Below are 25,454 nucleotides of genomic sequence, written 5' to 3'. Positions count from 1 at the left end.
TGACTGGACAGTTATATTTGGAAGCTTCAATCATAGAATGAAGGAGCAGGTTGCACTATTAGGTAGAGAAGCTTGTCCTGGTGTGGCTGTTTGACGGCTTATGCAGGACTAAGTGTGCTTTTTGCTCATATTTGAAGGGTCGACTGTTTCGACCCAATCACATCGGTGTTATATAATAGAAGAATAAGCAAGTTAGCTTTGGTGTTTAAGCAGAATGAACGATTACACGCTTTGAATCATGTTGAACTTACATTCACACAGGAACGAAGAGTGCAGAACCCGTCTGTAGAAGCGAAGCGCTCGCCTTTATCAACGAATTTTCCCATTTGAAATATGGGATCAGAAAAATTCGTGGATAACAGCGATCGAAAGAGGGTACTGCAATCGAAGTGGGTTAAGTGTGATTTCAGACGTTCGACTTTGTGCATAGTGTAATATTTCAATTCGTTTAACCAAGCACAGCTAACCACCAACAGACAGAAAGGATCAGGATACCATGAGTTCCCGAAGGATAATCTCCCCAAGGACGATCTGGAAACGTTACGATCTCTCTTACACTTAGCGCCCCTTGTAGAGTACACCACCGTAAAGAAAAAAAACGGCTGACTCTGCGAAAGAGGGGATTGGAATGAATACTATTCGAAGGACAAATACGATGATTTCTTCCAGGCTTGCCTTTTGCAGGGTACGGTCGGTGCAAACCAACCTTTACAAACTGCGAGGGAACCTGAATGAAGAGAAAATCGTTAACCTTACAACAAGTTAAGACAGAGGCGGGAAAGTTCGCCATTATGCTGCTCGGAACATTTATTTTGGCATTTGCCTACTATCACATTAATTTTCAGAATCATTTATCGGAGGGCGGATTTGTCGGTCTGGCCCTGCTTGGAAAATACGCGACAGGCTTGTCACCAGCTATCGGCATGCTGCTGCTGGATATTCCAGTCATGATTCTGGCCTGGTTCCTCAAGGGCTGGAAGTTCATGATTCAGGCGCTGCTGGGTGTGGCTGCATTCTCATTGTTCTATGACGGGTTTGAGCGGTACTCCACCTTGGTCATTCCGTTTCACGGTAATCTGTGGATTCCGGCAGTCCTGTCCGGTGTGATCACCGGCGTGGGAGCTGGCATGGTGCTTCGATTCGGAGGAGCGACAGGCGGAGATGACATTCTGGCGGTGCTCATTAGCCGTTGGAAGGGCTGGAAGCTGGGAACGGTTTTCTTTGTCAGCGATGCGTTTGTACTCGGATTGTCGCTTTTCTTTCTACCGGTAAAAGAAACTTTATATACCATTCTGGCCGTATGGATTGCCAGTAAAGTGATTACGTACATGGTCAGTTTCCCGGCTCGTCGTACAGTTACGACTTCTGCTGTGAAGCTGCCCGTGTCAACTGCAGCCAAAGTAGTCAGCGGTGCTTCACAACGAGCTCCGGTGGCTAGAGGGGTTTCGCATTAAACGAAACAACCGCCTTATTCGTAATGAATGTTGTTCGAGTAAGGTGGGCTTGCGTCATACCAAAACCAAAGCCCTTTTGCATGCTTGATGGGAATCATTCCATTAGCGGCGAAAGGGCTTTTTGCTTGCTCAAGTAAACGAATAGACGTAGTACGTTCACGATATATTCTTTTTAACAATCAGCTCCACTTAAGGCTTGATGGAAGAAGCAATTTGACCATCTTCATTATGGATAATAGCCCGAATGTTCTGTTTTTCACTCTTTTCTTTGGCAACATCCACAGCTTCGGCTTTCGTTCGGAACGTAGCCAGAGATTCGGATTGGCCTTCTTCCTTAATGGCCCAGCCAGAGTCGGTAGGCACCACATGAATATTATCATGGCTTTTGGAAGAAGAGACAGGCTCGGAATGACGGCGTGAAGATGAAGATTTACCATGGTCCGATTTGCTGTCTGATGAAGACTGTTTCGTGTCATGCTTGGAGCCCTCTGACTTGGGATGATTCTCATCCCATTCTTCTGCTTTTGCAGTAGCGATTGCAATGGAGCGTCCTTCCTCATAACCGTCATCCAGTAGGGCATTGGCAATTTCGATGGCCTTATGTCTGACACGAGGCTCCAGATTTTTCATGGAAACGGGATAATCCTGTTTGTTCCACGGCATATTGATTCCCTCCTGTACAATATAAGTTATTTGTATATTACCCTGTACCGGGATGAATAAACGAATGTGTTGCAGAACCTCAAAGCTTTTGCTTAGATTACGTACATTCTTCCGTTCAATTTCTCTGCACCTTTCTATACTTTTATGTGGATGAGGAGTATAATGCTTCCATACTTAAAAGTACAATAGAATCACAATAAGAAAAATGATAAGGAGATTTACATATGTTTAGTTTGAGCCTGGCCATCCCTATGTTGTTTACGATGCTTATTCATGCGGCTGACAGTCTGTCCTATGCGCTGCGCCTTGGCGGATTGCGTACTCGCAGAATTGCGCTGGCCTTGTCCCTGTCCGGGATTTTGCTGCTGGTGTCGCGTACCTCCAATATGGCCCAAGGGCCAATGGTAGGCAATTTGGTGGACACAGCGACAAGCGGTGGAAACCCACACTTTGCAGCGCAACTGCACTGGCTAATGGGTGCGGCTACGGCAGGAACAGCCATAGCGATAGTATGTTTTCCAACCATGGTCAAACTCGCTTCCCGGATGGTCGTTCATTTTGAAGCGGCAGGGTCGATTCCTTCCATGGTTCGAGGCATGTTAAAGCGCAGCAAGATCAAAAATGCAACGTATTATATTACCCCGCCATCTTGGAAGATGGCGAAGCGATTAGTACAACATGGCATGCCCAGACGTCTAATGACGTTGAACATAGCGGTGACAGCAATTTATACGACCGGAGTCCTGTCCAGTCTTTACGCTGCGTATCTTTATCCGGGGCAGGCTGTAGCTGCTTCACAATCCACCGGACTCATTAATGGAGTAGCGACCATTCTGTTAACGATCCTGATTGATCCTCGTATCTCGTTGCTCAGCGACAAATCACTGCGGGGTGAGATTCGGCTGGATCGAATGAATCAGATCTATGGCTGTATGCTCGTATCCCGTTTATTTGGCACATTGCTCGCTCAGTTGTTATTAATTCCATTTGCCTACTGGATCGGCTGGATTGTAAGTATAATGTGATAGCCGCTGTGAAGAGGTAGGTAAGAAGTTGAAGATGTAACCCTGATTCGGGTCTATACAAAAAGGCACACCAAAAAGGGGATTTCCCATATGTCATAAACATGACGGGAATCCCCTTTTTGGTGTATTCTCAGCGGTCGATTCGTTAGCGCTTCATGAAATTCCGTTACTTCATTGAACCGTTACTTATTTAAACAGTACGGCGTACTCGGCGTATCCTTCTTTTTCTAGATCCTCTTTGGGTACAAAACGAAGGGCTGCGGAATTGATGCAATAACGCATTCCACCCGCTTCAGCAGGGCCGTCGTTGAACAGGTGACCCAGATGGGAATCTCCTTCACGACTTCTCACTTCGGTACGAATCATGAAGTGGCTGAGATCCGTTTTTTCCTTCACATTGTAGTCCCGCAGTGGACGAGTGAAGCTTGGCCAGCCGCAGCCGGAATCGTATTTGTCAGTGGAACTGAACAGTGGCTCACCGGATACGATGTCCACGTAAATTCCGTCACCGTGGTGATCCCAGAATTCGTTATGAAACGCTGGTTCGGTTGCGTTGTTCTGGGTAACTTCATATTGCAGCGGCGTCAGGCGCTCTTTCAGGCCGTCTTTATCCACTTTGCCGGACCAATTGCGTTCGATAAAGTCTTCACGTCCAGAACCTTTACGGTACCGTTTATAGTGCGCAGGGTTTTTGTGATGATAACCTTGGTGATGCTCCTCTGCTTCATAGAACGTTTTCGCTGGCAAAATCGGTGTGAAGATGGGTTTGTCAAAACGTCCGCTTTGTGCCAAAGCTTCTTTGGATGCTTCTGCAATCTGGCGCTGCTCTTCGCTGTGATAGAAGATGGCCGTCTGATAAGATGAGCCACGGTCATGGAATTGCCCACCGGTATCCGTTGGATCGATCTGTTGCCAGAACAATTCAACGAGCTTCTCATAGGGGAAGATAGCCGGGTCGAACGTAATTTGAACAGCCTCAACGTGACCTGTCGTTTCCGAGCAGACCTCCTCATATGTTGGGTTCTCCGTATGTCCTCCTGTATAACCCGATACAATCTTGTGAATGCCGGGCAGTTCCTCGAAGGGGGATACCATACACCAGAAGCACCCGCCTGCAAAAGTTGCTTTTTCACTTGAATGTTGTTCCATGCTATAGTCACTCCATTTCTGATGAAGAATGATATTTTGGCTTACTCTTCTATTATATCCCGAATTGGCAAGCCAACCAAGCAGGATCGTAAAGAGGATGAATCAGAACTGTTTCTGACGGGTCCGATTTAGACTTTTTTACGAGAGCGCAGGCGAAACAAGAGCAACATGATCGTCATGAATACCAGATAACCACCAAGGATCAAAAGACTCAGCCAGATCGATGATTCTGCTTGCGCACCCACGTAGGCAAAAACAAAAATCGCAGGCAGTTTGCCAATCGCCGTCGCGACCATGAAGACCCAGAATGGGGTGTAGGTAATGCCCGCATAGATATTAACCGCCATTTGGGGCACGATGGGCAGCAGCCGCATAGACATGATACCCATGAAGGGATGAGCCTTCATCCATGTTGTAAATCGATTCAAACCTCGAATGCGTCCGAGGTAGGATCTGGCTTGATTTCTGAATATCGTTCTCGCTCCAGTGTATACCACCAGTGCAGCAAGTGTGGTTCCAAGCCAGCATATCCAGGCTGCTGTTGCGGTACCGTAACTATAGCCAAAGGCAATAATGACGATTTTGTACGGAATTACGGGTACAAGAGCAAATAACGTCGCCATGGCGAGTAAAAGTGGAATGGACTGATGCAGATCGGTCCAGGCCAGCAGTTCATATCTGTAAATAAACGTGACTCCGGCAAGTAAAACATATAAGAGGAGCCATAACCATTTTCGCAAAAGCCCAAACGCTCCTTTCAGATCAGGAAAGTCCATCTTCATCCCGATCCGTATCACTTTCTCTCTAAAGTTTACCACGTTCGACTAACGGATGGACAATTCGCGCAGGCTCTGGCCTCAATCACTGGCATGTTGCTGCCCGAAGGGTTACACTATAGGACGTAGAATTATAGAACTCATCTGAAGGTGGAATGATCATAATGGAAACAACCAAGCGAACCCGTGCTGCGATCATCGGACTCGGGGATATTGCACGTAAAGTATATTTACCGCTGTTGACTGCCCACTCGAACGTGGAAATCACGGGGATTATGAACCGTTCTCCCGAGCCGGTGAAGGAAATTCAGCATACCTATAGATTGAACAATGGCACAACGGATATGAAAGAATTGTTGTCCTGGGATCTGGATGCGGTGTTTGTACATACAGCGACAGAAGCTCATTTTGACATTGTCATGCAATGTCTGGAGCGGGGGCTGGCTGTATACGTGGACAAACCTCTGTCCTATACGTTGCGGGAGTCGGAAGAAATGACCGCTTTTGCCGAAGCGCAAGGCCTGTTGCTGGCCGTAGGATTTAACCGGAGATTTGCACCATTGTATCAAAACGCGAAAGATTGGATGCAGGCTGGACAAGGCTTCGAATCTCTGACAGTCACGAAGCATCGGACGGGTATTCAGGATCGTCCGGCTGCGGAAACTATTTATGATGATCTGATCCATATCCTTGACCTGATGTTATGGTACTCGGATCACAATGTGCAGCTGCTGCATCAGTGGATACGCAAAAATGAACTGGACCGATTACTGCATGCGGCAGGATCAGCCAAGCTGGGTAGAACGGCTTATGGCAGATTTGATATGGTACGCCAAGCCGGAGCTGATTTGGAGAAGCTTGAATTGTACGGCGGGGGTCGCTCGGTAGAAGTGCTCAACATGGACATGGCGAAGTATGAGGAACGCGGTGCACAGGAACGCAAGGAAACCTTTGGCAGTTGGGAAAGTATTTTGACCCGGAGAGGCTTCACGGGAGCTATTGATCAATTTTTGGCAAACCTGGAGACCCCGGATGACTGTGCAATCAGTGCGAGTCACGTCATGGACAGCCATGACTTGGCTGAACAGCTGATCCGCGGTTGATCTTGCAGAAGGGTAGTGCGGGAGTGTGAATGTTGACTTCCGCACCAATGACTCATTAAACGATATTGGAGGAACAATAACACCATGGATGAATATGAAAAAGAACGCAACAAACAGATTGAGGAAGCGGTAATTGAGACGTATAAACAGGAAGAGGAAATGATGATTCTGGTATTTGCCCAGTGGTGTGTCAATCAAGGACTGGATCCGGAAGAGATGTACCGGCAAGCTTACCCGGAACAGATGAGCAACGAGCGTTTGCAGCAGGTGCTGAAGCTGGTTGTATCCAAGGAGGAAGCCGGTGACATTCCGGACGATACCGTATTGGGCGTACTGTCCATGTTTGGCAACGAAGATTTGGCGATGGTTGTATCTGAAGCGATTGCCGCCCGCAAATAAGTTTCGGTTACGAATAATACGTATTAATGAAGTGAAGCGATTACATCTGTTCCCGGTGAATGACTCGGAATTCTTTGGGCGACATGCCAAAACGGGAGCGAAACACCCGATGGAAATACGTATAATTGTTAAAGCCGGAAGATTCGGCTACATGTTCAAGCGTCATAGGACTGAAAATAATCCGTTCTCTGGCCATATTTAGCCGTACATCAAGCGTATACTGCATAATACTTTTACCAAACGCTTCTTTGAAAAGATGAACTCCCCGTGAAACACTGATTCCAATATGGGTAGCAATATCTTCAAGCTTGAATAGAGAAGAAGCGTTCTCTTCAATGTAACTTTTAATCTCATACGCCACATAGTTGGTATTGGTATTCGTCGGATGCTCCGAGAGCAAACGATCTACTTCAAGACATAAAATGCGCATATAATAACTGGAGATTTCAGGGTAAGGGTTGGAAATACGGCGCTGCTCCAGTACGAGCTGGCGAAACAGGGTGAGCAGGCTTTCAGTCAGCTGCACCTTGATCCGGTTCGGCCTCTTGTGATGCTTCCACCACTCATCCACCCAGTCCCCATTGAAGAAAATGTGGTAATCACCACTCTCCACAAGTCGTTCACCCATCGGATTTTTCTCTTTGTCTACTCTTAGTTCATACGGTTCATCAGGATTATAAAGAAGCAGATCACCCGCATCAACAAGCGACATGACGCCGTCTATACGGGCTCGGCAACGTCCATCCGTCTGGAGCCTCATCAGGTAATTCTTTACTCCCTCAGGGTGCAAGCCTATATAAGGTTTGCGATGAAACGAGAAGCCTGCTGTAAGAACCTGGCAGGAATAATCAGTCGGCATTGGCATACTCCTTGCAATTTGAAAATTATGACCAGATAGTTCATGTTTCGATCATATTATTCATTTTAATTGAAGCCGAAACGGAATACCATAGTATTAAATTCAAGTGCAACAATCTAGCGCAAAACCTTCAATTACAAATATGCAAATTACAGGTTCTCACCACGCATAAGGAGATGAACACCACTGTGGAGAAAATGAAAGCAGGCATTATTGGTTGCGGTAACATTAGCGCCATCTATCTGGAAAATTTAAAAGATAATCCTCTGATTGAAGTGGTGGCTGTTGCGGATTTGATCCGTGACCGGGCACAAGAACGCGCTGATGAATTCAATATCGCAAACGTTTACAATGTAGATGAGATGCTGCAAGATAACGAAATTGAGCTTGTGCTAAACCTAACGGTTCCTGGCAGTCATGCCATGACGGATCTGGCTGTGCTTGGAGCAGGCAAACATGTGTATGCCGAGAAACCACTGGCAATCTCTCTAGAGGATGGTCGGAAGGTAATTGAACTGGCTGAGGAAAAAGGCTTGTATGTCGGTTCAGCACCGGATACGTTCCTTGGATCGGGCATTCAGACTGCACGCAAGGCCATTGAAGAAGGGCTGATCGGCAAGCCAATTGCAGCAACTTCATTCTTCATGGGTGGAGGACCAGAGGCTTGGCATCCGGATCCAGAGTTCTTTTATGTTGCTGGTGGCGGACCCATGTTCGATATGGGGCCTTACTATTTGACCGCTCTGATTACTCTCCTTGGACCGATTCGCAGAATCAGTTCCTCTGCAGGTGTACAGATTACAGATCGTGTTATTGGTTCCGGACCGAAGGAAGGTACACCTCTTCAGGTACAGACGCCAACACATCTGGCAGGAACGATTGATTTCGAGGAAGGTGCCATTGCAACAATGATCACCAGCTTCGATATCCGGGGTGCTTCGGATTTGCCGCGAATTGAAATTTACGGTACTGAAGGCACTATGAGTATACCGGACCCCAACTTTTTTAATGGGGAAGTGAAGCTGCGCAGATTCGGTCAGGACACATGGGAGACTGTGACGCCTGCTTTTGAAAGCAGACAGAACGAGCGCGGGATCGGTGTTACAGAAATGGTTGAATCCATTCGAGCCGGACGCGAACACAAGGCCAGTGGCAAGCTTGCCTACCATGTGCTTGAAGCTATGCATGCGTTCCAGCGCTCCTCGCTAGAGGGCAAACACATCCAGCTGGAGAGCACTTATGAAGCAGCAGCGGGAAACAATACAGATGGAAATCAGTCAGAGGCTGTACAATCACATTAATTGATTTCGGATGAACCAGCCGTCGTTAAACGCGATGTATGATACCGTAACCGCTTTCTATCTGCAAGTGGAGCTGGATTCGTGTTGGGCTCACGCCGCAGGCCCCCCAACAGAGGTCATTAGAACAGGATGAACTGAATTAGAAAATATGCCGCTAATGGAGGACTTGTTCATGTCTAAAGTACTTAATATCGCCATCGTTGGTTGTGGCGGAATCGCCAAAGGTAAACATATGCCCAGCTTGTCCAAACAATCTCAGGGCCGTATGGTCGCTTTCTGTGACATTGTGAAGGAACGTGCGGAGGAGGCAGCAGCAGAATTCGGTGCTGAGGGAGCCAAAGTATACACCGATTATAACGAGATGCTGAAGGATGAGAGCATTGATGTGGTACACGTGTGTACACCAAACGACTCTCATTCCGTCATCACGGTCGCTTCTCTTGAGGCAGGCAAACATGTTATGTGTGAAAAGCCAATGGCGAAGACTTCTGCACAAGCGCAGGCTATGCTGGAAGCCGCACAACGTACAGGCAAAAAGCTGTCCATTGCATATCAGAACCGTTTCCGCAATGACAGCCAGTATCTGAAACAAATGTGCGAAGAAGGCGAGCTGGGCGATATCTATTTCGGTAAGGCGATAGCACTTCGCCGCCGTGCTGTACCAACCTGGGGTGTGTTTCTTGACGAAGAGAAACAGGGTGGCGGACCGTTGATTGATATCGGTACGCATGCACTGGATCTGACACTTTGGTTGATGGATAATTACAAGCCGAAGAGTGTCATGGGCTCCACTTTCCACAAGCTGGGTCAGCGTGAAAATGCGGCGAATGCATTTGGACCGTGGGACCCGGAGCAATTCAAGGTGGAGGATTCTGCATTCGGATTTGTGACGATGGAGAATGGTGCCACGATCATTATCGAATCCAGCTGGGCATTGAATGTAGCTGAGTTCGGTGAAGCCAAATCACTGCTCTGCGGTACAGAAGGTGGCGCGGATATGAACGATGGTCTGCGGATCAATGGCGAGAAGCGCAGTCGTCTGTATGAAACCAAGGTGGATCTGGACGCAGGTGGAGTTGCTTTTTATTCCGGCAGTGCAGAAAATGAAGCCGATCGGGAAGCGAGAATGTGGCTTGAAGCGATTATCGAAGACAAGGATCCGGTTGTAAAACCAGAGCAAGCCATTGTGGTCACTCAAATTCTTGAAGCAATCTACGAGTCTGCTCAGACAGGCAAAGCGGTTTATTTCGACTAAACCGGCAGGGTGTCATTTCCAATGAAATAACCAGTATTCTTACGTTTAATTTCAGGATAGAATAGCTCTTGATTTTCCACAATAATGATACAATGATGTGATCTGAACGGTATATTTATGCAGTTCATAGTTCATAAAACCAGCAATTAATATGATATCTAATCTAGGGAGGAATCGCACTTGAAACTCGGCGTATTTTTGGTATTATTCGGAGGACGTAAATTGGAGGATGCACTCGACTATGTAGCATCCAAAGGCTTGAAAGCAGTAGAAATCGGAACAGGTGGACATCCAGGGAATGCGCATTGCAAACCGGATGAGCTGCTGAGCAACCCGACAGCATTGAAAAACTTCAAAAATGCAGTGGAATCCCGTGGTCTGACCATCAGCGCATTGAGCTGTCACGGTAATCCGCTTCATCCACAAAGGGATATTGCAAAGGGATTTCACGATGATTTTGTCAAAACGGTAGAACTGGCTGAGAAGCTGGAAGTGCCTGTCGTAAATACATTCTCCGGTTGTCCGGGAGACCATGAGGATGCCAAATATCCGAACTGGCCTGTTGCACCATGGCCGAATGACTTCCAGGAAGTTCTCAAATGGCAATGGGACAACAAAGTTATCCCTTACTGGACAGAGTGGGGTAAGTTCGCTGCGGATCACAATGTGAAAGTGGGACTGGAACTGCACGGTGGATTCTCGGTGCATACACCAGCTACCTTGCTGAGACTGCGTGAAGCAGCAGGTGAAGTGATTGGCGCGAACCTGGACCCAAGCCACATGTGGTGGCAAGGGATTGATCCGGTTCAAGCGATCCACATTCTGGGACGTGAAGGCGCGATTCATCACTTCCACGCGAAAGATACAACAATTGATCCAATTAACGTAAACAAATATGGTGTAACGGATATGCAGGATTACACCAACATGCTTGATCGTGCTTGGCAATTCCGCTCGGTCGGTTATGGTCATGATAACAAGACTTGGGCTGATATTATTAGTGCTCTGCGTCTGGTCGGATATGATTATGTTGTAAGTATTGAACACGAAGATGGTCTGATGTCGGTAGAAGAAGGATTCTCTAAAGCAGTGCAAAATCTCCAACAAGTATTGATTGAAGAACCGCTGGGAGATATGTGGTGGGTTTAGAGTTACACTAGGGGGAAATTGAATATGATTAACGTCACCATTTGGAATGAATTTGTCCATGAGAAAATTCACGATGAAGTAAGAGAAGTCTATCCAGAAGGTTTGCATATGGCGTTGGCAAACGGACTGGGAGGCGAAGGCTTTGCTATTCGCACGGCAACACTGGATCAGCCTGAGCATGGATTAAGTGATGAGGTGCTGAATTCTACAGATGTGCTTATATGGTGGGGACATATGGCACATGATCGCGTGAGCGACGAGATTACACAGAAGGTTGCACAGCGGGTCCTGGATGGTATGGGAATGATTGTGCTGCACTCCGGTCACTTCTCCAAGCCATTCAAGGCGCTGATGGGCACAAGTTGTGATCTGAAATGGCGTGAAGCCAATGAGCAGGAGATTATCTGGTGTGTGAATCCGTCCCACCCGATTGCCGAGGGTATCAATAGCAAGATTATTTTGGAAAAAGAAGAAATGTACGGGGAATTCTTCGATATTCCAGTGCCGGATGAGCTGGTGTTTGTAAGCAACTTCCAAGGCGGAGAGGTATTCCGGAGTGGATGTACGTTCCTTCGCGGTTCCGGAAAAATCTTTTATTTCCGCCCAGGTCACGAAACGTACCCGACCTTCTACAATCCGGAGATTCTAAAAGTAATCAGCAATGGAGTGAAGTGGGCATATCCTGCGCGCAACGTTAAGCCGGAATTTGGCTTCAGCGAACCTGTAAGAGCGCTTGGAAACGTACTGGTTTAAGCCCTAAATTGGCTTTGTGAATGCATAAATAAACGATATACCAGAGAACCCTTCTCCAAGTCGAGTATGACTGTGGCAGCTGGGTTCTTTTTGGGTAAGATAGCTACATGGGAGTTAGACGATATTTTCCCATGGTTCCTCTGACCCATGTGATGTATACTGAGTTGTATCATCGAAGTTGAGTTATGCCCCTAAAATTTTAACTTTTTAGCGGCAGACGTTTTCTTTGAGACTTAAATATGTTATTATGAAATATACTAACTAAACGTAAGTTGAGTGATCTCTAAAGAGGTGATTAATGTGGAAGGCCAAGATCTGCGGATGTGTCCGCGCTTTGAGACAGCGTTTTCCTTTCTGGGTAAGCGCTGGAACGGTCTGATTATTCAAACGTTGATGAGTGGTTCGAAGCGATTCAAGGATATCTCCAACCTGATTCCATCGATGAGTGACAAGATGTTGTCAGAGCGGATGAAGGATCTGGAGAGCGAAGGCATTCTGATCCGCCATGTCTATCCGGAGACGCCGGTTCGTATCGAATATGAACTGACAGAGAAAGGCAAGGCGCTACAGCCCGTTATGAATCAAATTCAAGACTGGGCAGAGCAGTGGGTTGAGTAGTAACTGATCCCTTAGCTCAAACTAAATGAACTGATGGGATAAAGGCTCTTGATTTCCAGTGGAAATCAGGAGTTTTTGTCTTAAGGGTTCTGCACATGTTGTCGCGAGTTGTAGTATAATTGTAAAATAAAATGGCCGCAGGCGGCCGGAGCGAGGAGGCCACTTGTCATGAGAGAAGAAAGCTTATCCCGTGAAGTACGCTACGGCAAGCAAGATATTGCAGAACTTGAGAGCGCATCCATTCAGGTACATCTGATCTACAAAAAAGCTGCGGAGCTATTTAATCGCACTGTATATTCCCCGTCGGTGAAGGATGATGTCGCAGGAGAGAAGACTCATTCCACGAATAGCAATGGTCAGGGAACGGCTCCGGCGGTACTGCAAAAATGGATTCAGACAACAAGAGGCTGGAAATGTATCGGATGTGAGCTGAAACAACCCGATTCCATCGGGGTTCAGGCCGAAGCCACCTTTCATGAAGAACGTATGTATCTGGGGGTGGGCGAAGGTCGTTTTGTTCGAGCGGAGATGCTGATTCAGGCGATTGTATGGTCACAATATGAGAAGATTCGCATGTTCGCTCCCTGGCTGGGTGATGACACCTTTTACACAGTACAGGAGCTTGATGTGATTGCACGTTATATTGTACCTACCTATTTCTCTGAACGGCCGCTGCATGAGCAAGGCAAGGTCTCCAAGGTTCACCATCCATCTGGTCAAATTCCACTTTACCAGGAATATGTGGATGCACCTTCATTCTGCGTACAGGTGGACGGTGGGTTGCTCGAAGGGCGTTTGTTGACAGGGGTGTATGTGTCGGAGGAACAGTTCTTTGGACTTAATCCGTATCTGAAGGATGGAGACGGAGGCCGCACCTATATGCAGGCTTGTGTCCAGTAATAACGTACCCAATAGACTGTAGTGATGATTGGAGCCAGAGAGCCTGCTTGCAGGCTCTTTGTGTTGTACCACCCAGTTATGGACGCTACTGGAGGAAAAGTAACGGCATTGACACTTTTTTTGCATGAATGTTGTGCCATAATAGAGGTTATGGACAACAGGGTGAATGATTTTACGCAGGGTGGTGTTACCTACATGAAGAAGAGAATCCCCGGTTACATAGGTATATGTCTGCTTATTCTGGTTATATTGGCCGGGTGTAGCGAGACACAGCCTTCCGAACAGCCTATCGTCAAAGAGACCGAATCACAGAATACAATTACAGTGGCAGTGGATGGCAGTACTTTTTTGCCTGACGCAACGAAGTCTATTAAGCGAGATTTTAGTGAAGGTCTGACGCTCAAGAAAGCACTATTGAACAGTGGACTTGTTGATTTTACGGCAGATGGAAAGCGGATCCAATCCGTTGGGGAAGTTTCGTTGGATTCCTCGCTCAGCTGGGCTGTCAAACTGAACGGCAAGGATATTGACCCCGAAAAGTGGGACATGGAGCTTCATGCCAAAGATGAAGTGATCATATATGTGAAAGCCGCTGACAATGGGGGAGACGATGTTGCTTACCAAACAACATTGCTCAAGGTGAGCGGCGGAAATATTATGCCGAATCTCAATCGTCAATATGCCGGGGTGTATGTTCAGGAATGTACGGTGCGTGATGTATTAAAGTCCAGTGGGATTGTAAGAATGTCGGAAAACAACAAATTTGTTGTTTCCGTTGAAAATGTAATTCCCCGGATGAACCAACGCTGGATGATCATGGTGAATGACAAGGAACTGATGGAAAACGGTTTGGACATGAAGTTGAATCCACGTGATGCAGTAAAGCTCGAGTTGACTACTGTATCTTAAGCATAACAAAAGCCCATCTTCTGTAACGAAGATTGGGCTTTTTTCATTTGCATATCAGGTGGTGCCAGGGCGGGGAAAGCATCAGATCCGGCAAATCTCGTTAGGACACAGTTCGCAGTGGCAGATGCCCTGCAGCATGTGCAGATCCTTGATGACGATCATACCGTTGTCATATTCAATAGCATCTTTTTTACGCAGATCGCTTAACATGCGGTTGACACTTTCACGGGTCGCTCCAATCATATTGGACAAATCCGTGTGGGTTATTTTTTTATGAATGATGACATGATCTCCATGAGGCTCACCATAAGAATTGGACAACCGAATCAGCGTGGAGCAGAGTGCGCCCGGTTTGCCATATAACATCAAATCACGGAATTTCGTCTGGGTCAACCGGTGATGGATACCCATCCATTTCATAAAATCGATGGCGAAGTCACAATGTTGGCAGATCAGCATCTCCAGGTCTTTGTGCTCCAGTACTCCGATTTCACTATCCTCAAGTACCTCGGCCGAGAAGCTGTGTTTGGACCCGAAGAACGGGTCAGCCTGACCAATCATATCCCCGGACTGATACATGTACATAATCAATTCCTTGCCTTCATCCGTGGATTTGGTAATCTGTGCCCGGCCCCGTTTCATATAATAAAGTTTGTCAGAGACATCTCCTTCCCAATACAGATGGGTTCCTTCCGGATAGGTTCTGTCCTTCATCGTTACGAGCAGATGGTTGAAATTCGCTTCCGAGAAACAGTTGGTATTGCCGCGTTTTTCCAGTACACTCAGTTGTTCTCTCATAAGTCTATCTCCCCTTTGTGTCCATCGGACGGCCTTCTGTAGCTTGGTCCGGCCTCCGTGGTTCGCCGCAAACCGTTGCCGTCCTGATCAGGGTCATCTCGGCCGGGAAGGACGGTACAAATTGCGGTGGTTCAATTTTTAAGTTCAGTATATACCTTATCTTGCCGTTTGAGGGGCATGGAAAGGGGGCAAAAATGGCGAAATTTCAAACATTGTGATTAAATTCACTTTCTAAAGGGGAGGATGAATCTGACAGCCCTATAATTTAAATAGGAAGTGTAATGGCCGGTGGGGAGACACTAAAAAACTTAAATTAAATTTGTTATACTTTGTGAAAAAAATCACATAATTTACCCTTTACCCATGGTACGATGTGAATGTAAAGAAGAGAGACAAACCAATACGAACCTTTAGGAGGATGAGGGAGATGGCTGTAAAGAACGAAGTCGCCCCAGTAAAAGAACCGACAGCAGGTCAGTATATTCAAACGTTAATTGACAAAGCGAATAAAGCACACGCAGCATTCATGTCCATGGATCAGAAACAGATTGACCGCATCGTGCAAGCAATGGCGCTGGCAGGTCTGGACAAACATATGATGCTCGCCAAAATGGCCGTGGAAGAAACAGGCCGGGGTGTGTATGAGGATAAAATCACCAAAAATATATTTGCAACAGAATATGTGTATCATAGCATTAAATATGACAAAACAGTAGGGGTTATTGAAGATAACGAATACGAAAGCTTCCAGAAAATTGCGGAGCCTGTCGGCATCATCATGGGAATTACCCCGGTAACGAATCCGACATCCACTACGATGTTCAAAGCACTTATTTCCATCAAAACACGTAACCCGATCATCTTCGGTTTCCACCCATCTGCACAGAACTGTAGCCGGGAAGCCGCGAAAATTCTGCTTGAAGCTGCTGTGAAGCATGGCGCTCCAGCGGACTGTATCCAGTGGATTGATGATCCTTCCATGGATCGCACAAACGCACTGATGAATCATAATGATGTGGCGCTCATTCTGGCAACAGGCGGATCAGGCATGGTACGGGCAGCATACAGCTGTGGTAAACCGGCACTGGGCGTAGGGCCAGGTAACGTGCCTTGCTTTATTGAAAAAAGTGCAGATATTAACCAAGCGGTAACGGATCTGATTTTGTCCAAATCGTTTGATAACGGCATGATCTGTGCTTCCGAGCAAGCGGTCATCATCGAGGAACCGATCTTTGATCAGGTGAAAAAGAAAATGATCGCCAACGGTTGTTACTTCGTTAACAAGGATGAGGCTGCGAAACTGACCGCAGGTGCGATTAACGCTGAGAAATGTGCAGTGAATCCGGCGATTGTGGGTCAATCTGCAGTCAGCATTGCGAAAATGTGCGGTATCGAGGTTCCTGCTGGCACCAAAATTCTCGTAGCCGAGATTGAAGGTGTAGGCACGAAATTCCCATTGTCGGCTGAAAAACTAAGCCCGGTACTGGCTTGTTACAAAGTGAAAACGGCAGCTGAAGGGATTGAGCGTGCAGCAGAAGTGGTTGCTTTTGGCGGCATGGGTCACTCCTCGGTTATTCATTCGACGAACGAAGAAGTGATTGGCAAATTTGCAGATCGTCTGCAAACCGGACGGATTATCGTGAATTCACCATCCACACACGGCGCCATTGGTGACATCTACAACACCAACATGCCGTCACTGACCCTGGGCTGCGGATCGTACGGACGTAACTCGACTTCTTCCAACGTAACCGCTGTGAACTTAATCAACGTGAAAAGGGTGGCTCGCCGTACCGTGAATATGCAGTGGTTCAAAGTGCCGAACAAAGTCTATTTCGAAAAAGGTGCAACACAGTATCTTGCCAAAATGCCGGACATCACACGCGTAGCTATTATTACGGATGCCATGATGGTCAAACTCGGTTATGTGGAAAAAGTAGAGCACTATCTGCGTCAACGTCAAATGCCGGTAGCCATTGAAGTGTTCTCTGATGTAGAACCCGATCCATCGACAACAACGGTAGACCGCGGTACGGAAATGATGCGCCGCTTCCAGCCAGACTGCATTATCGCACTCGGCGGGGGATCACCGATGGATGCTGCCAAAGCGATGTGGTTGTTCTATGAATATCCGGACACAGACTTCAACGACTTGAAACAAAAATTCATGGATATCCGCAAACGGATCTACAAATATCCACGTCTCGGCGTGAAAGCGAAATTCGTAGCCATCCCGACAACTTCGGGCACAGGTTCGGAAGTAACATCGTTCGCGGTCATCACGGACAAAAACCAAGGGAACACCAAATATCCGCTGGCAGATTACGAGTTAACACCAGACGTAGCCATCGTAGACCCGGAATTCGTATACTCTCTGCCTAAAACCGCTGTAGCGGATACAGGTATGGACGTATTGACTCACGCCATTGAAGCCTATGTATCCGTCATGGCGAATGATTACACGGATGGTCTCGCAATCAAAGCAATTCAACTGGTATTCCAATATCTTGAGCAATCGGCGCTGCAAGGTGACAAATTGGCTCGTGAGAAAATGCATAACGCTTCGACGATCGCCGGTATGGCTTTTGCCAACGCATTCCTGGGCATTAACCACAGTTTGGCACACAAATGGGGCGGTCAGTACCATACCGCACATGGACGTACCAATGCGATCCTGATGCCGCACGTTATTCGCTACAATGCGAAAAAACCGACGAAGTTTGCATCGTTCCCGAAATATTCGCACTTTGTTGCAGATGAGCGCTATGCCGAGATTGCCCGCATTCTGGGATTGCCTGCACGTACGACAGAAGAAGGGGTTACCAGTCTCATCAATGCCATTCGCAAACTGAACAAAACATTGGGTATTGAAGAATCGTTCCAGGAAATCGGATTTGACGCAAAAGACTTTGAAGCACATGTCGACTATCTGGCAGACCGTGCATTCGAGGACCAATGTACAACCGCCAATCCAAAAATGCCGCTCGTAACTGAACTGGCAGATGTATACCGCAACGCATTCTACGGCAAGTTTGAATAAAGAGTAGTAAACAACTGGTTAAGGTTGAGGCAATATGTTCAGGGTTCCCCGAAATGGGGAGCCCCGATTGCCGTCTTTTCTGTAAGAAGGTATAAGGTTACACGGAATCCGTGATGTTTCTTTTTGAACCAGGTATTCACACCATAACGGAGAGGGCAGAAAAAACTGAAGAAGCGAAGCGAAGCGCTCGCTTTCAAGCATGATTTCAACCTTCAATGCTATATAGTTTGAACCATACATGTACACGATAACGGAGAGGAGAGAAAAAACCTGAAGAAGCGATAGCGCTCGCCTTTATCCCCGGATTTTACCTTTTTAAAAGGGAATCAAAAAAATCTGGGGATAACAGCGATCGGAAGGTTGTTCTATCCTCGGAGTGGCCAGTGTGCGTAACCTTTCGTTCAAATTATATTGTTTAATCGGGGAAATCGGGTTTGAACATTGATCGGAAGTTGTTCTGCCCGCGCAGTGGCTAAGTGTGAGTTTTTACAGGTTTAATGGGATACAGCAAAGGTGAAGTGAGGATGGTCACAAACTTTGTGATATAAATCACAGATGCTGAAAGAGCGAAGACGTATACTGAAAATGTAAGAAAGACATTCATCCGCGGTTCCGGTTCCCAAGTAGAGAGAACATGTTCCGGCTTACATGTGAAATTTATCACATTAATCGCGGCTCTGGGCACAGATGAGACGAGTGAGCATCCTGTCATGTGTCCGGAAATCCAAATTTGTGGAGGGATTACTATGTCGGTGATCGAAAAAGATGTCAAACAACAAACAGGCTGGAGAAACTTTACCAAAGGAACATGGACGAAATCCGTAGATGTGAATGATTTTCTGGTACGCAACTTATCACCTTATTATGGCGACGAAGCATTCCTTGCAGGTGCAACCCAAAATACGAAAGAGTTATGGGATATCGTTTCCGATCTGACCAAAAAAGAACGCGATAACGGCGGGGTACTCGATGTTGACGTAAATACGCCAGCAACGATTGTTTCTCACCAACCCGGTTATCTGGATAAATCCAAAGAACAGATTGTTGGTGTTCAAACGGATGCTCCATTCAAACGTTCCATTCAGCCATTTGGTGGAATTCGCATGATGATTGATGCTTGTGAAGCTTATGGTTTTGAGATGCCACAAGGCGTCATTGATATATTTACGAACATCCGCAAAACACATAACCAAGGCGTATTTGATGCTTATACATCTGACATGCGTGCAGCACGTAAAGCAGGCATTATTACCGGTCTGCCGGATGCTTACGGCCGTGGCCGGATCATCGGTGACTATCGTCGGGTAGCTCTCTATGGTGTGGACTTCCTGATTCGGAATAAAAAAGGCGAACTGAATGCACTTGAAGTCGATGTGATTGATGAAGATGTCATTCGCCTGCGTGAAGAACTGTCCGAACAGATTCGTGCATTGCAGGAATTGAAACAACTGGGTGAAATGCACGGTTTCGATATTTCCTTGCCAGCCACAACCGCCAAAGAAGCGTTCCAATGGCTCTACTTCGGTTACCTGGCTGCGATCAAAGAGCAAAACGGTGCGGCGATGTCCCTGGGACGTGTTTCTTCGTTCCTTGATATTTACATTGAACGTGATTTGCAAGAAGGCTTGCTAACTGAGGAACAAGCTCAGGAACTGGTTGACCATTTTGTAATGAAACTGCGGATTGTTAAGTTCCTGCGTACGCCGGATTATAACGAATTGTTCAGTGGAGACCCAACATGGGTAACCGAATCCATCGGCGGCATGTCCGTAAATGGAGAAACCCGTGTTACGAAAAACAGCTTCCGTTTCCTGCACACCCTGAACAACCTTGGTCCTGCACCTGAGCCGAACCTGACTGTACTCTGGTCCACCAAGCTTCCGGAAGCGTTCAAACAATACTGTACAAAAGTATCCATCGAAACGAGCTCCATCCAGTACGAAAATGATGATCTGATGCGTCCGATCTACGGAGACGATTATGGTATTGCTTGCTGCGTATCTGCGATGAAGATCGGGAAACAAATGCAGTTCTTTGGCGCTCGTGCCAACCTGGCAAAAGCATTGCTGTATGCAATCAACGGCGGTCGTGACGAGAAATCGGGTGCACAAGTCGGCCCTGAATATCCAGCAATTACGAGCGAAGTTCTGGATTACAATGAAGTGATGAAACGTTTCAAACCGATGATGGAATGGCTTGCCAAACTGTATATGAACTCACTCAACGTCATTCACTACATGCATGATAAATACAGCTACGAGCGTATCGAAATGGCACTGCATGACCGTGACATCGTTCGTACGATGGCTTGTGGTATTGCTGGTCTCTCGGTTGCAGCAGACTCCCTGAGTGCAATCAAGTATGCTAAAGTCAAACCGATCCGCAACGAACAAGGCATCGCAATTGATTTTGAAATTGAAGGCGAATTCCCTTGTTACGGTAACAATGAAGACAGTGTTGACAGCATCGCGGTTGAACTGGTGGAAAGCTTCATGGGCATGATTCGCAAACACAAAGCGTATCGTAATGCAATTCCAACTCAATCCGTACTGACGATCACATCGAACGTAGTGTACGGCAAGAAAACAGGTACAACACCGGATGGCCGTAAAGCAGGCGAACCGTTTGCACCTGGGGCGAACCCAATGCATGGTCGGGATAAAAAAGGTGCATTGGCATCCCTTGGCTCAGTAGCCAAACTGCCGTACGAACACAGCCTTGATGGAATTTCTAACACATTCTCCATCGTGCCTAAAGCACTCGGAAAAGAGTCAGACACACGCAAATCCAATCTGGTTGCCATGATGGACGGTTATTTTGGTCAAGGGGCGCACCATCTGAACGTGAACGTATTTGATCGTCAGCAGTTGATTGACGCAATGGATCACCCGGAAAACTATCCACAGCTGACTGTACGGGTATCTGGCTACGCCGTTAACTTCATCAAACTGACGCGTGAGCAACAACTTGATGTCATTAACCGGACCTTCCACGGTTCGATGTAATTTGGGCTTAACTCAACGGTTCACAGGAGTAGAATCTCCATAATAACGCACAGCGGATGCGGATACAGAAAGGAAGAGGCAGCATGGTTAATGGACATATTCATTCACTCGAAACTTTCGGGACGGTTGACGGCCCAGGCATCCGCTTCGTGCTTTTTATGCAGGGATGTCTGCTCAAATGCCAGTATTGTCATAATCCAGACACTTGGGCACTGGATGGTGGCAGGGAAATGAGCGTGGAGGAGGTACTGGCTGAAATTGAACCGTACCTCTCCTACTACCGCAGTTCCGGTGGAGGGCTTACGGTATCCGGCGGGGAGCCGACGTTACAGGCTCACTTTGTAGGCGAAGTTTTCAAAGAAGCGAAACGCCGCTGGGGATTGCACACTACGCTGGACAGTAACGGTTTTAATGAACCGGATCGGATTCATGATTTGTTAGATAACACGGATTTGGTTCTGCTGGATCTGAAGCACATCAATGATGAGAAGCATATCAAGCTGACGGGCAAATCCAACGAGAGAACATTGCGCACCGCACAGTGGTTATCAGATAATGGACGAAAAATGTGGATTCGCCACGTGTATGTGCCGGGGATTCACAACGAGGAAGAAGATTTGCTCAATCTGGGGCGGTTTATTGGAACGCTAAATGGTGTTGAGAAGTTCGAAATCCTGCCTTATCATCAGATGGGTATTTACAAATGGCAGGCGCTTGGGAAGGCCTATCCGCTCGATGGTGTTCCTTCTCCGAGTGATGAGGAAGTAGAGCGGGCGTATCGTTTGATTGAACAAGGTCGTACAGAAACAGCGGGCGTGGCTTGCTCCAATAAGTAACAACATTTATACACCAACCAAGCAGTCTTTGCGAACAGGTTTCGCAGGGGCTGTTTTTTTGTGCTGTTACCCATTGTAAACACAAGATTAATTGTCCAGTGAAGGATTTTATCCCTCCATTGATGAATTGTCATCCTTACGATGTTAGCTACAACTTTTTATAATCAGAGTGTAAAGCCAAATGCTCAATATCTTGAGGAGGGTCATACGAATGAAAAAAGGAATGACATTGCTGCTTTCATTATTGCTCATCACTTCATGGACGCTGGCGGGATGTTCAAGCTCAAGCAGCGAACCACAGCAGGGAGCAGGCAATACGCCTGCAGAGACAAGCAAGGAACCGGTTGAGATGCTTCTCCGTCACACTCAGGTGGGTGCCGACAAACAAAAAAGGCTGGCCATTCTGCAGGACGTTGTTGCCAAAGTGGAGAGCGAAGTACCTAACCTGACCTTTACACTGGACGGCGTTGAATCCGATGTAAACCGCAAAGAGAAACTTCGCGGGGAGATGGCAGCGGGCAATCCGCCGGATATCTTCGAATTGTTCGGCAGTCCGGACTCCAAAGTTTATGCCAAGGAAGGCATGTTGTTGGATCTCACACCGATTCTGCAAGAGCTGGGCATTCAAGACCAATTTTCATCACTTGAACCATTCACCTATGAAGGCAAAGTGTACGGACTGCCTATTGGGGGATCGGGTGAAGGTTTCTTCTACAATAAAGAGTATTTTACACAAAAAGGTTGGAAAGCGCCTTCAACAATGGCTGAGCTGGATAATATGCTCGCTGAGATCAAGGCTGACGGCAAGGTGCCACTTGCTTCTGCATCCAAAGCAGGCTGGGTTCCACTCATGTTAACGAACCATCTGTGGTCCCGTTATGCCGGACCTGATATTACGGCGAAGTTTGCTACAGGCGAAGCCAAGTGGACTGATCCAGGCGTAGTCGCAGGATTCGCGAAGCATAAGGAATGGGTGGATAAAGGTTACTTCAAAAAAGGCGAGCTTGGCTTTGAATATGCAGAGTATACAACTCAATTTACGAGTGGTGAAGCGATTCTGATGTATGACGGAACGTGGAAATCGTCTGTATTCAAGGAAGGACAGAGCGGTGAGTCACTCATTGGCAAGGTTGGTTTCTTCAATATGCCTCCAGTAGAGAACGGGGTAGGAGATCAAACGGCTCTGATGCGTGACGTCAATAACGGATATGGTTTCTCCGCAGCGGTTGCGGATGACCCTCAGAAGCTGGCGGCTGTTAAAGCCTTTATCAAAAACTTCTACAACGAAGATATGCAAGTACGTGGACTTGTGGAAGACGGTGTGTTACCAGCGATGAAACTGGATGAAAAAGTGCTGACAGACAGTATCACTGACGATTTGATGAAAGAAATCGTAGCTGTTCTGAATGCTTCCCAAACTTCATTCCCGGCATTCGATGCACTCGTTCAGGCTGATGTAACCACAGAGATCAGCAATCTGCAAATTCAGAAGCTGGTTGGTGGACAGACAACACCAGAGAAAATGGCTGAAGAATTGCAAAAGGTTCAGGAAGAGGCTAATGCTTCCGTAGAATAAACGATCTTTCAAGTAAAGAAGCGTACCTATTAACACCATGCATGCTGGTTTACCCCGGTTGAACACGGCCGGGGTAAAACCATGGTCCGTTCTAAAGAATTACACTGCTGAGGAATCTGCTCTACAGATGAGCATAAGAAGTTGAAGTTACTGAAGGAGGTAGATCATGAATACTTCACTCCGCAGCCCGTTGATCTATATGTTGTTTGTGTTGCCGGCATTGATTTTGTTTATCATGTTTTTCCTGTATCCGATCGGCAGCTCTCTTTATTACAGTCTGACCAGTTGGAACGGGGTATCTGCAGAGCCACGTTTTGTGGGACTGTCCAATTATACAAAAGCACTGACAGACGAAAGATTTTGGATTTCTACTCGCAATAACGGTTTCTTTATCGCCTTTTCCGTTTTGATCCAGGTGCCGATCATTGTGCTGTTTTCCCTGCTCATTGCGAACGTAAAGAGATTGAAGGGATTGTACAAAACAGCCGTCTTTTTACCGTCCATTATGTCAACGGCAGTCATCGGTATTCTGTGGGGCTTCATCTATGAGCCTAACATTGGTTTATTGAATCAGTTACTTGAAACCGTAGGCATTTCGCCGGTCTATTGGCTGTCTGATAACCGGTTCGCAATGATATCCATTCTCGTAACCAATGCTTGGCAATGGACGGGATTCTATATTGTTATGGTTTTGGCGGCCATTCTGGCTATTCCCAAAGATCTGGATGAAGCGGCAGCCATTGATGGCGCCACAGCTGTACAAAGAGCATTTAAAATTACATTGCCACTAATCAAACCTATCATTTCCGTCGTCATTATGTTGTCCATCGCCGGAGCGATGAAGGCAGCTGACATTGTTCTGGTTATGACCAAGGGTGGACCCGCAGGCTCTACCGAAGTGCTTGCTACGTATATGATCAAATATGCGATTACCAACTTTAAATACGGCTATGGCAATACGATTGCGGTTCTGATCTTTGCTCTGACGCTTGTGCTCACCGCGGTATATCAGTTGCTGGTGGCGAGACACAACGAAAGGGTGGAATATTGATGACAAAGAGCATAAAAGGCAGTATACCTCATGTGTTGTTAATGTTGTACCTACTTGCGATTCTGTTTCCCTTTTTATTCGTAGTCTTTTCTTCATTTAAACAGGATAATAACGAGATTGCTCTGAATCCGTTCGGTCTGCCTTCCACATGGGTGTTTAATAACTACGTGGAGGCTTGGGTAAATGCCAAGATTGGAACGTATTTCTGGAACAGTATGTACATTTCGGTTTTGTCCTCGGTCGGAACCATTGTGCTTGGTGCCATGTTTGCTTTTGCAATAACCCGGATGAGACACCGCAAATGGAGCATGTTTCTGTACAGTCTCATTTTGGCGGGCATGCTGATTCCAAACAACGCACTCATGCTGCCGATTTACTTGCTTGTCCGCAAGCTCGGCATTTTGGATACTCATTTGGCGCTGATCATTCCTTATGTTGCCAATGCAATTCCGTTCACGATTATTATTTTGGCTGCCTTTATGCGGTCGCTCCCTGGAGAAATTGAGGAAGCGGCGGTGATGGATGGGTTGAGGGCTCCGGGTATCTTTGCTAGAATAGTGATACCCCTTACAGTTCCAGCCATTGTTACAGTCTTTATCGTGAATTTCCTCGGCAACTGGAACGAATTTTTACTCGCCAACTATTTTTTATCCACCGATAAACTGCGTACACTGCCTGTCGGCATGGTCCAGTTTCGTGATCAGTATCAGATGAATTATGCCCAGATGTCAGCAGGCATTGTATACAGTGTAGTACCGGTTGTTGTGATCTACGCTATATTGCAGGAAAAAATTATTGAAGGTGTAACAGCAGGTAGCGTAAAAGGCTAATTAAT

At 46.8% G+C, this 25,454-nt stretch carries 22 protein-coding genes; 17 read left to right on the top strand and 5 right to left on the bottom strand.

Annotated features, from left to right (window positions below; all coding sequences use genetic code 11):
- Window positions 1–731 precede the first annotated feature (731 nt).
- Window positions 732–1,454, top strand: coding sequence for a YitT family protein (locus tag Q0V21_RS04210; RefSeq protein ID WP_024631049.1), 723 nt, complete (start codon window positions 732–734; stop codon window positions 1,452–1,454).
- Window positions 1,455–1,643: 189 nt separating this feature from the next.
- Here the strand turns inward: Q0V21_RS04210 and Q0V21_RS04205 are convergent, their stop codons facing one another.
- Window positions 1,644–2,117, bottom strand: a complete 474-nt coding sequence (locus Q0V21_RS04205) for a DUF2188 domain-containing protein (protein ID WP_301877712.1) — start codon at window positions 2,115–2,117, stop codon at window positions 1,644–1,646.
- Between the two features lie 224 nt (window positions 2,118–2,341).
- Between Q0V21_RS04205 and Q0V21_RS04200 the strand changes: the two genes are divergently transcribed.
- Window positions 2,342–3,142, top strand: coding sequence for a lipid II flippase family protein (locus Q0V21_RS04200; RefSeq protein WP_301877710.1), 801 nt, complete (start codon window positions 2,342–2,344; stop codon window positions 3,140–3,142).
- Window positions 3,143–3,328: 186 nt separating this feature from the next.
- Here Q0V21_RS04200 and msrA read toward each other — a convergent pair whose 3' ends face one another.
- Window positions 3,329–4,291, bottom strand: coding sequence for a peptide-methionine (S)-S-oxide reductase MsrA (gene msrA, locus Q0V21_RS04195; RefSeq protein WP_024631046.1), 963 nt, complete (start codon window positions 4,289–4,291; stop codon window positions 3,329–3,331).
- Window positions 4,292–4,419: 128 nt separating this feature from the next.
- Entirely contained in the window at window positions 4,420–5,031 is a 612-nt protein-coding gene (locus Q0V21_RS04190) for a TVP38/TMEM64 family protein (protein WP_301877709.1), read from the bottom strand.
- Window positions 5,032–5,231: 200 nt separating this feature from the next.
- Here Q0V21_RS04190 and Q0V21_RS04185 point away from each other — a divergent pair, with 200 nt between their 5' ends.
- On the top strand, window positions 5,232–6,170 hold the full coding sequence (locus Q0V21_RS04185; protein ID WP_024631044.1) for a Gfo/Idh/MocA family protein: 939 nt from the start codon (window positions 5,232–5,234) through the stop codon (window positions 6,168–6,170).
- 84 nt (window positions 6,171–6,254) lie between these two features.
- Complete coding sequence (locus Q0V21_RS04180; RefSeq protein ID WP_301877707.1) at window positions 6,255–6,569, top strand: hypothetical protein; 315 nt, start codon at window positions 6,255–6,257, stop codon at window positions 6,567–6,569.
- 40 nt (window positions 6,570–6,609) lie between these two features.
- Here the strand turns inward: Q0V21_RS04180 and Q0V21_RS04175 are convergent, their stop codons facing one another.
- Complete coding sequence (locus Q0V21_RS04175) at window positions 6,610–7,428, bottom strand: AraC family transcriptional regulator (protein WP_024631042.1); 819 nt, start codon at window positions 7,426–7,428, stop codon at window positions 6,610–6,612.
- Window positions 7,429–7,616: 188 nt separating this feature from the next.
- Between Q0V21_RS04175 and Q0V21_RS04170 the strand changes: the two genes are divergently transcribed.
- The 7 genes from Q0V21_RS04170 (at window position 7,617) to Q0V21_RS04140 (ending at window position 14,313) form a co-directional block, all read left to right on the top strand.
- Window positions 7,617–8,729 (top strand): Gfo/Idh/MocA family protein, encoded by a 1,113-nt coding sequence (locus Q0V21_RS04170; RefSeq protein WP_079349504.1) that lies wholly within the window; start codon window positions 7,617–7,619, stop codon window positions 8,727–8,729.
- 172 nt (window positions 8,730–8,901) lie between these two features.
- Window positions 8,902–9,984: a Gfo/Idh/MocA family protein gene (locus Q0V21_RS04165; RefSeq protein WP_079349503.1), complete on the top strand. Its 1,083-nt coding sequence runs from the start codon at window positions 8,902–8,904 to the stop codon at window positions 9,982–9,984.
- A gap of 180 nt (window positions 9,985–10,164) precedes the next feature.
- Entirely contained in the window at window positions 10,165–11,133 is a 969-nt protein-coding gene (locus Q0V21_RS04160; RefSeq protein WP_301877705.1) for a sugar phosphate isomerase/epimerase family protein, read from the top strand.
- Between the two features lie 24 nt (window positions 11,134–11,157).
- On the top strand, window positions 11,158–11,886 hold the full coding sequence (locus Q0V21_RS04155) for a ThuA domain-containing protein (RefSeq protein WP_024631038.1): 729 nt from the start codon (window positions 11,158–11,160) through the stop codon (window positions 11,884–11,886).
- A gap of 321 nt (window positions 11,887–12,207) precedes the next feature.
- Window positions 12,208–12,504, top strand: coding sequence for a winged helix-turn-helix transcriptional regulator (locus Q0V21_RS04150; RefSeq protein ID WP_148661829.1), 297 nt, complete (start codon window positions 12,208–12,210; stop codon window positions 12,502–12,504).
- Window positions 12,505–12,672: 168 nt separating this feature from the next.
- Entirely contained in the window at window positions 12,673–13,404 is a 732-nt protein-coding gene (locus tag Q0V21_RS04145; protein WP_079349502.1) for a hypothetical protein, read from the top strand.
- Between the two features lie 195 nt (window positions 13,405–13,599).
- Window positions 13,600–14,313, top strand: a complete 714-nt coding sequence (locus Q0V21_RS04140) for a hypothetical protein (RefSeq protein ID WP_024634542.1) — start codon at window positions 13,600–13,602, stop codon at window positions 14,311–14,313.
- Window positions 14,314–14,394: 81 nt separating this feature from the next.
- On the opposite strand, the gene Q0V21_RS04135 is transcribed toward Q0V21_RS04140, so the two are convergent.
- A complete protein-coding gene (locus Q0V21_RS04135; protein ID WP_024631034.1) occupies window positions 14,395–15,111 on the bottom strand; it encodes a Crp/Fnr family transcriptional regulator in 717 nt (238 codons plus the stop codon).
- 427 nt (window positions 15,112–15,538) lie between these two features.
- On the opposite strand from Q0V21_RS04135, the gene adhE reads away from it, so the two are divergent.
- The 6 genes from adhE (at window position 15,539) to Q0V21_RS04105 (ending at window position 25,449) form a co-directional block, all read left to right on the top strand.
- A complete protein-coding gene (adhE, locus tag Q0V21_RS04130) occupies window positions 15,539–18,151 on the top strand; it encodes a bifunctional acetaldehyde-CoA/alcohol dehydrogenase (protein WP_053784380.1) in 2,613 nt (870 codons plus the stop codon).
- 746 nt (window positions 18,152–18,897) lie between these two features.
- Window positions 18,898–21,156, top strand: a complete 2,259-nt coding sequence (gene pflB, locus Q0V21_RS04125; RefSeq protein ID WP_079349501.1) for a formate C-acetyltransferase — start codon at window positions 18,898–18,900, stop codon at window positions 21,154–21,156.
- A gap of 83 nt (window positions 21,157–21,239) precedes the next feature.
- Complete coding sequence (gene pflA, locus Q0V21_RS04120) at window positions 21,240–21,992, top strand: pyruvate formate-lyase-activating protein (RefSeq protein WP_079349500.1); 753 nt, start codon at window positions 21,240–21,242, stop codon at window positions 21,990–21,992.
- A gap of 211 nt (window positions 21,993–22,203) precedes the next feature.
- Window positions 22,204–23,568 (top strand): extracellular solute-binding protein, encoded by a 1,365-nt coding sequence (locus tag Q0V21_RS04115; protein ID WP_079349499.1) that lies wholly within the window; start codon window positions 22,204–22,206, stop codon window positions 23,566–23,568.
- Window positions 23,569–23,734: 166 nt separating this feature from the next.
- Window positions 23,735–24,619: a carbohydrate ABC transporter permease gene (locus Q0V21_RS04110; RefSeq protein ID WP_301877704.1), complete on the top strand. Its 885-nt coding sequence runs from the start codon at window positions 23,735–23,737 to the stop codon at window positions 24,617–24,619.
- Complete coding sequence (locus Q0V21_RS04105) at window positions 24,619–25,449, top strand: carbohydrate ABC transporter permease (RefSeq protein WP_079349497.1); 831 nt, start codon at window positions 24,619–24,621, stop codon at window positions 25,447–25,449. The genes Q0V21_RS04110 and Q0V21_RS04105 overlap by 1 nt, the downstream gene beginning before the upstream one ends.
- Window positions 25,450–25,454: the final 5 nt, after the last annotated feature.

This window comes from Paenibacillus sp. 11B (genome assembly GCF_030487755.1).
GTDB classification, from domain to species: Bacteria; Bacillota; Bacilli; order Paenibacillales; family Paenibacillaceae; genus Paenibacillus; species Paenibacillus vandeheii.
This window is presented reverse-complemented; position numbering and strand designations above follow the sequence as displayed.

Excerpts from the sequence above, each read along its gene's own strand:
- Q0V21_RS04210 (WP_024631049.1), top strand. The coding sequence starts at position 732 with ATGAAGAGAAAATCGTTAACCTTACAACAAGTTAAGACAGAGGCGGGA.
- Q0V21_RS04205 (WP_301877712.1), bottom strand. The coding sequence starts at position 2,117 with ATGCCGTGGAACAAACAGGATTATCCCGTTTCCATGAAAAATCTGGAG.
- Q0V21_RS04200 (WP_301877710.1), top strand. The coding sequence starts at position 2,342 with ATGTTTAGTTTGAGCCTGGCCATCCCTATGTTGTTTACGATGCTTATT.
- msrA (WP_024631046.1), bottom strand. The coding sequence starts at position 4,291 with ATGGAACAACATTCAAGTGAAAAAGCAACTTTTGCAGGCGGGTGCTTC.
- Q0V21_RS04185 (WP_024631044.1), top strand. The coding sequence starts at position 5,232 with ATGGAAACAACCAAGCGAACCCGTGCTGCGATCATCGGACTCGGGGAT.
- Q0V21_RS04180 (WP_301877707.1), top strand. The coding sequence starts at position 6,255 with ATGGATGAATATGAAAAAGAACGCAACAAACAGATTGAGGAAGCGGTA.
- Q0V21_RS04175 (WP_024631042.1), bottom strand. The coding sequence starts at position 7,428 with ATGCCGACTGATTATTCCTGCCAGGTTCTTACAGCAGGCTTCTCGTTT.
- Q0V21_RS04165 (WP_079349503.1), top strand. The coding sequence starts at position 8,902 with ATGTCTAAAGTACTTAATATCGCCATCGTTGGTTGTGGCGGAATCGCC.
- Q0V21_RS04155 (WP_024631038.1), top strand. The coding sequence starts at position 11,158 with ATGATTAACGTCACCATTTGGAATGAATTTGTCCATGAGAAAATTCAC.
- Q0V21_RS04150 (WP_148661829.1), top strand. The coding sequence starts at position 12,208 with ATGTGTCCGCGCTTTGAGACAGCGTTTTCCTTTCTGGGTAAGCGCTGG.
- Q0V21_RS04145 (WP_079349502.1), top strand. The coding sequence starts at position 12,673 with ATGAGAGAAGAAAGCTTATCCCGTGAAGTACGCTACGGCAAGCAAGAT.
- Q0V21_RS04140 (WP_024634542.1), top strand. The coding sequence starts at position 13,600 with ATGAAGAAGAGAATCCCCGGTTACATAGGTATATGTCTGCTTATTCTG.
- Q0V21_RS04135 (WP_024631034.1), bottom strand. The coding sequence starts at position 15,111 with ATGAGAGAACAACTGAGTGTACTGGAAAAACGCGGCAATACCAACTGT.
- adhE (WP_053784380.1), top strand. The coding sequence starts at position 15,539 with ATGGCTGTAAAGAACGAAGTCGCCCCAGTAAAAGAACCGACAGCAGGT.
- pflB (WP_079349501.1), top strand. The coding sequence starts at position 18,898 with ATGTCGGTGATCGAAAAAGATGTCAAACAACAAACAGGCTGGAGAAAC.
- pflA (WP_079349500.1), top strand. The coding sequence starts at position 21,240 with ATGGTTAATGGACATATTCATTCACTCGAAACTTTCGGGACGGTTGAC.
- Q0V21_RS04115 (WP_079349499.1), top strand. The coding sequence starts at position 22,204 with ATGAAAAAAGGAATGACATTGCTGCTTTCATTATTGCTCATCACTTCA.
- Q0V21_RS04110 (WP_301877704.1), top strand. The coding sequence starts at position 23,735 with ATGAATACTTCACTCCGCAGCCCGTTGATCTATATGTTGTTTGTGTTG.
- Q0V21_RS04105 (WP_079349497.1), top strand. The coding sequence starts at position 24,619 with ATGACAAAGAGCATAAAAGGCAGTATACCTCATGTGTTGTTAATGTTG.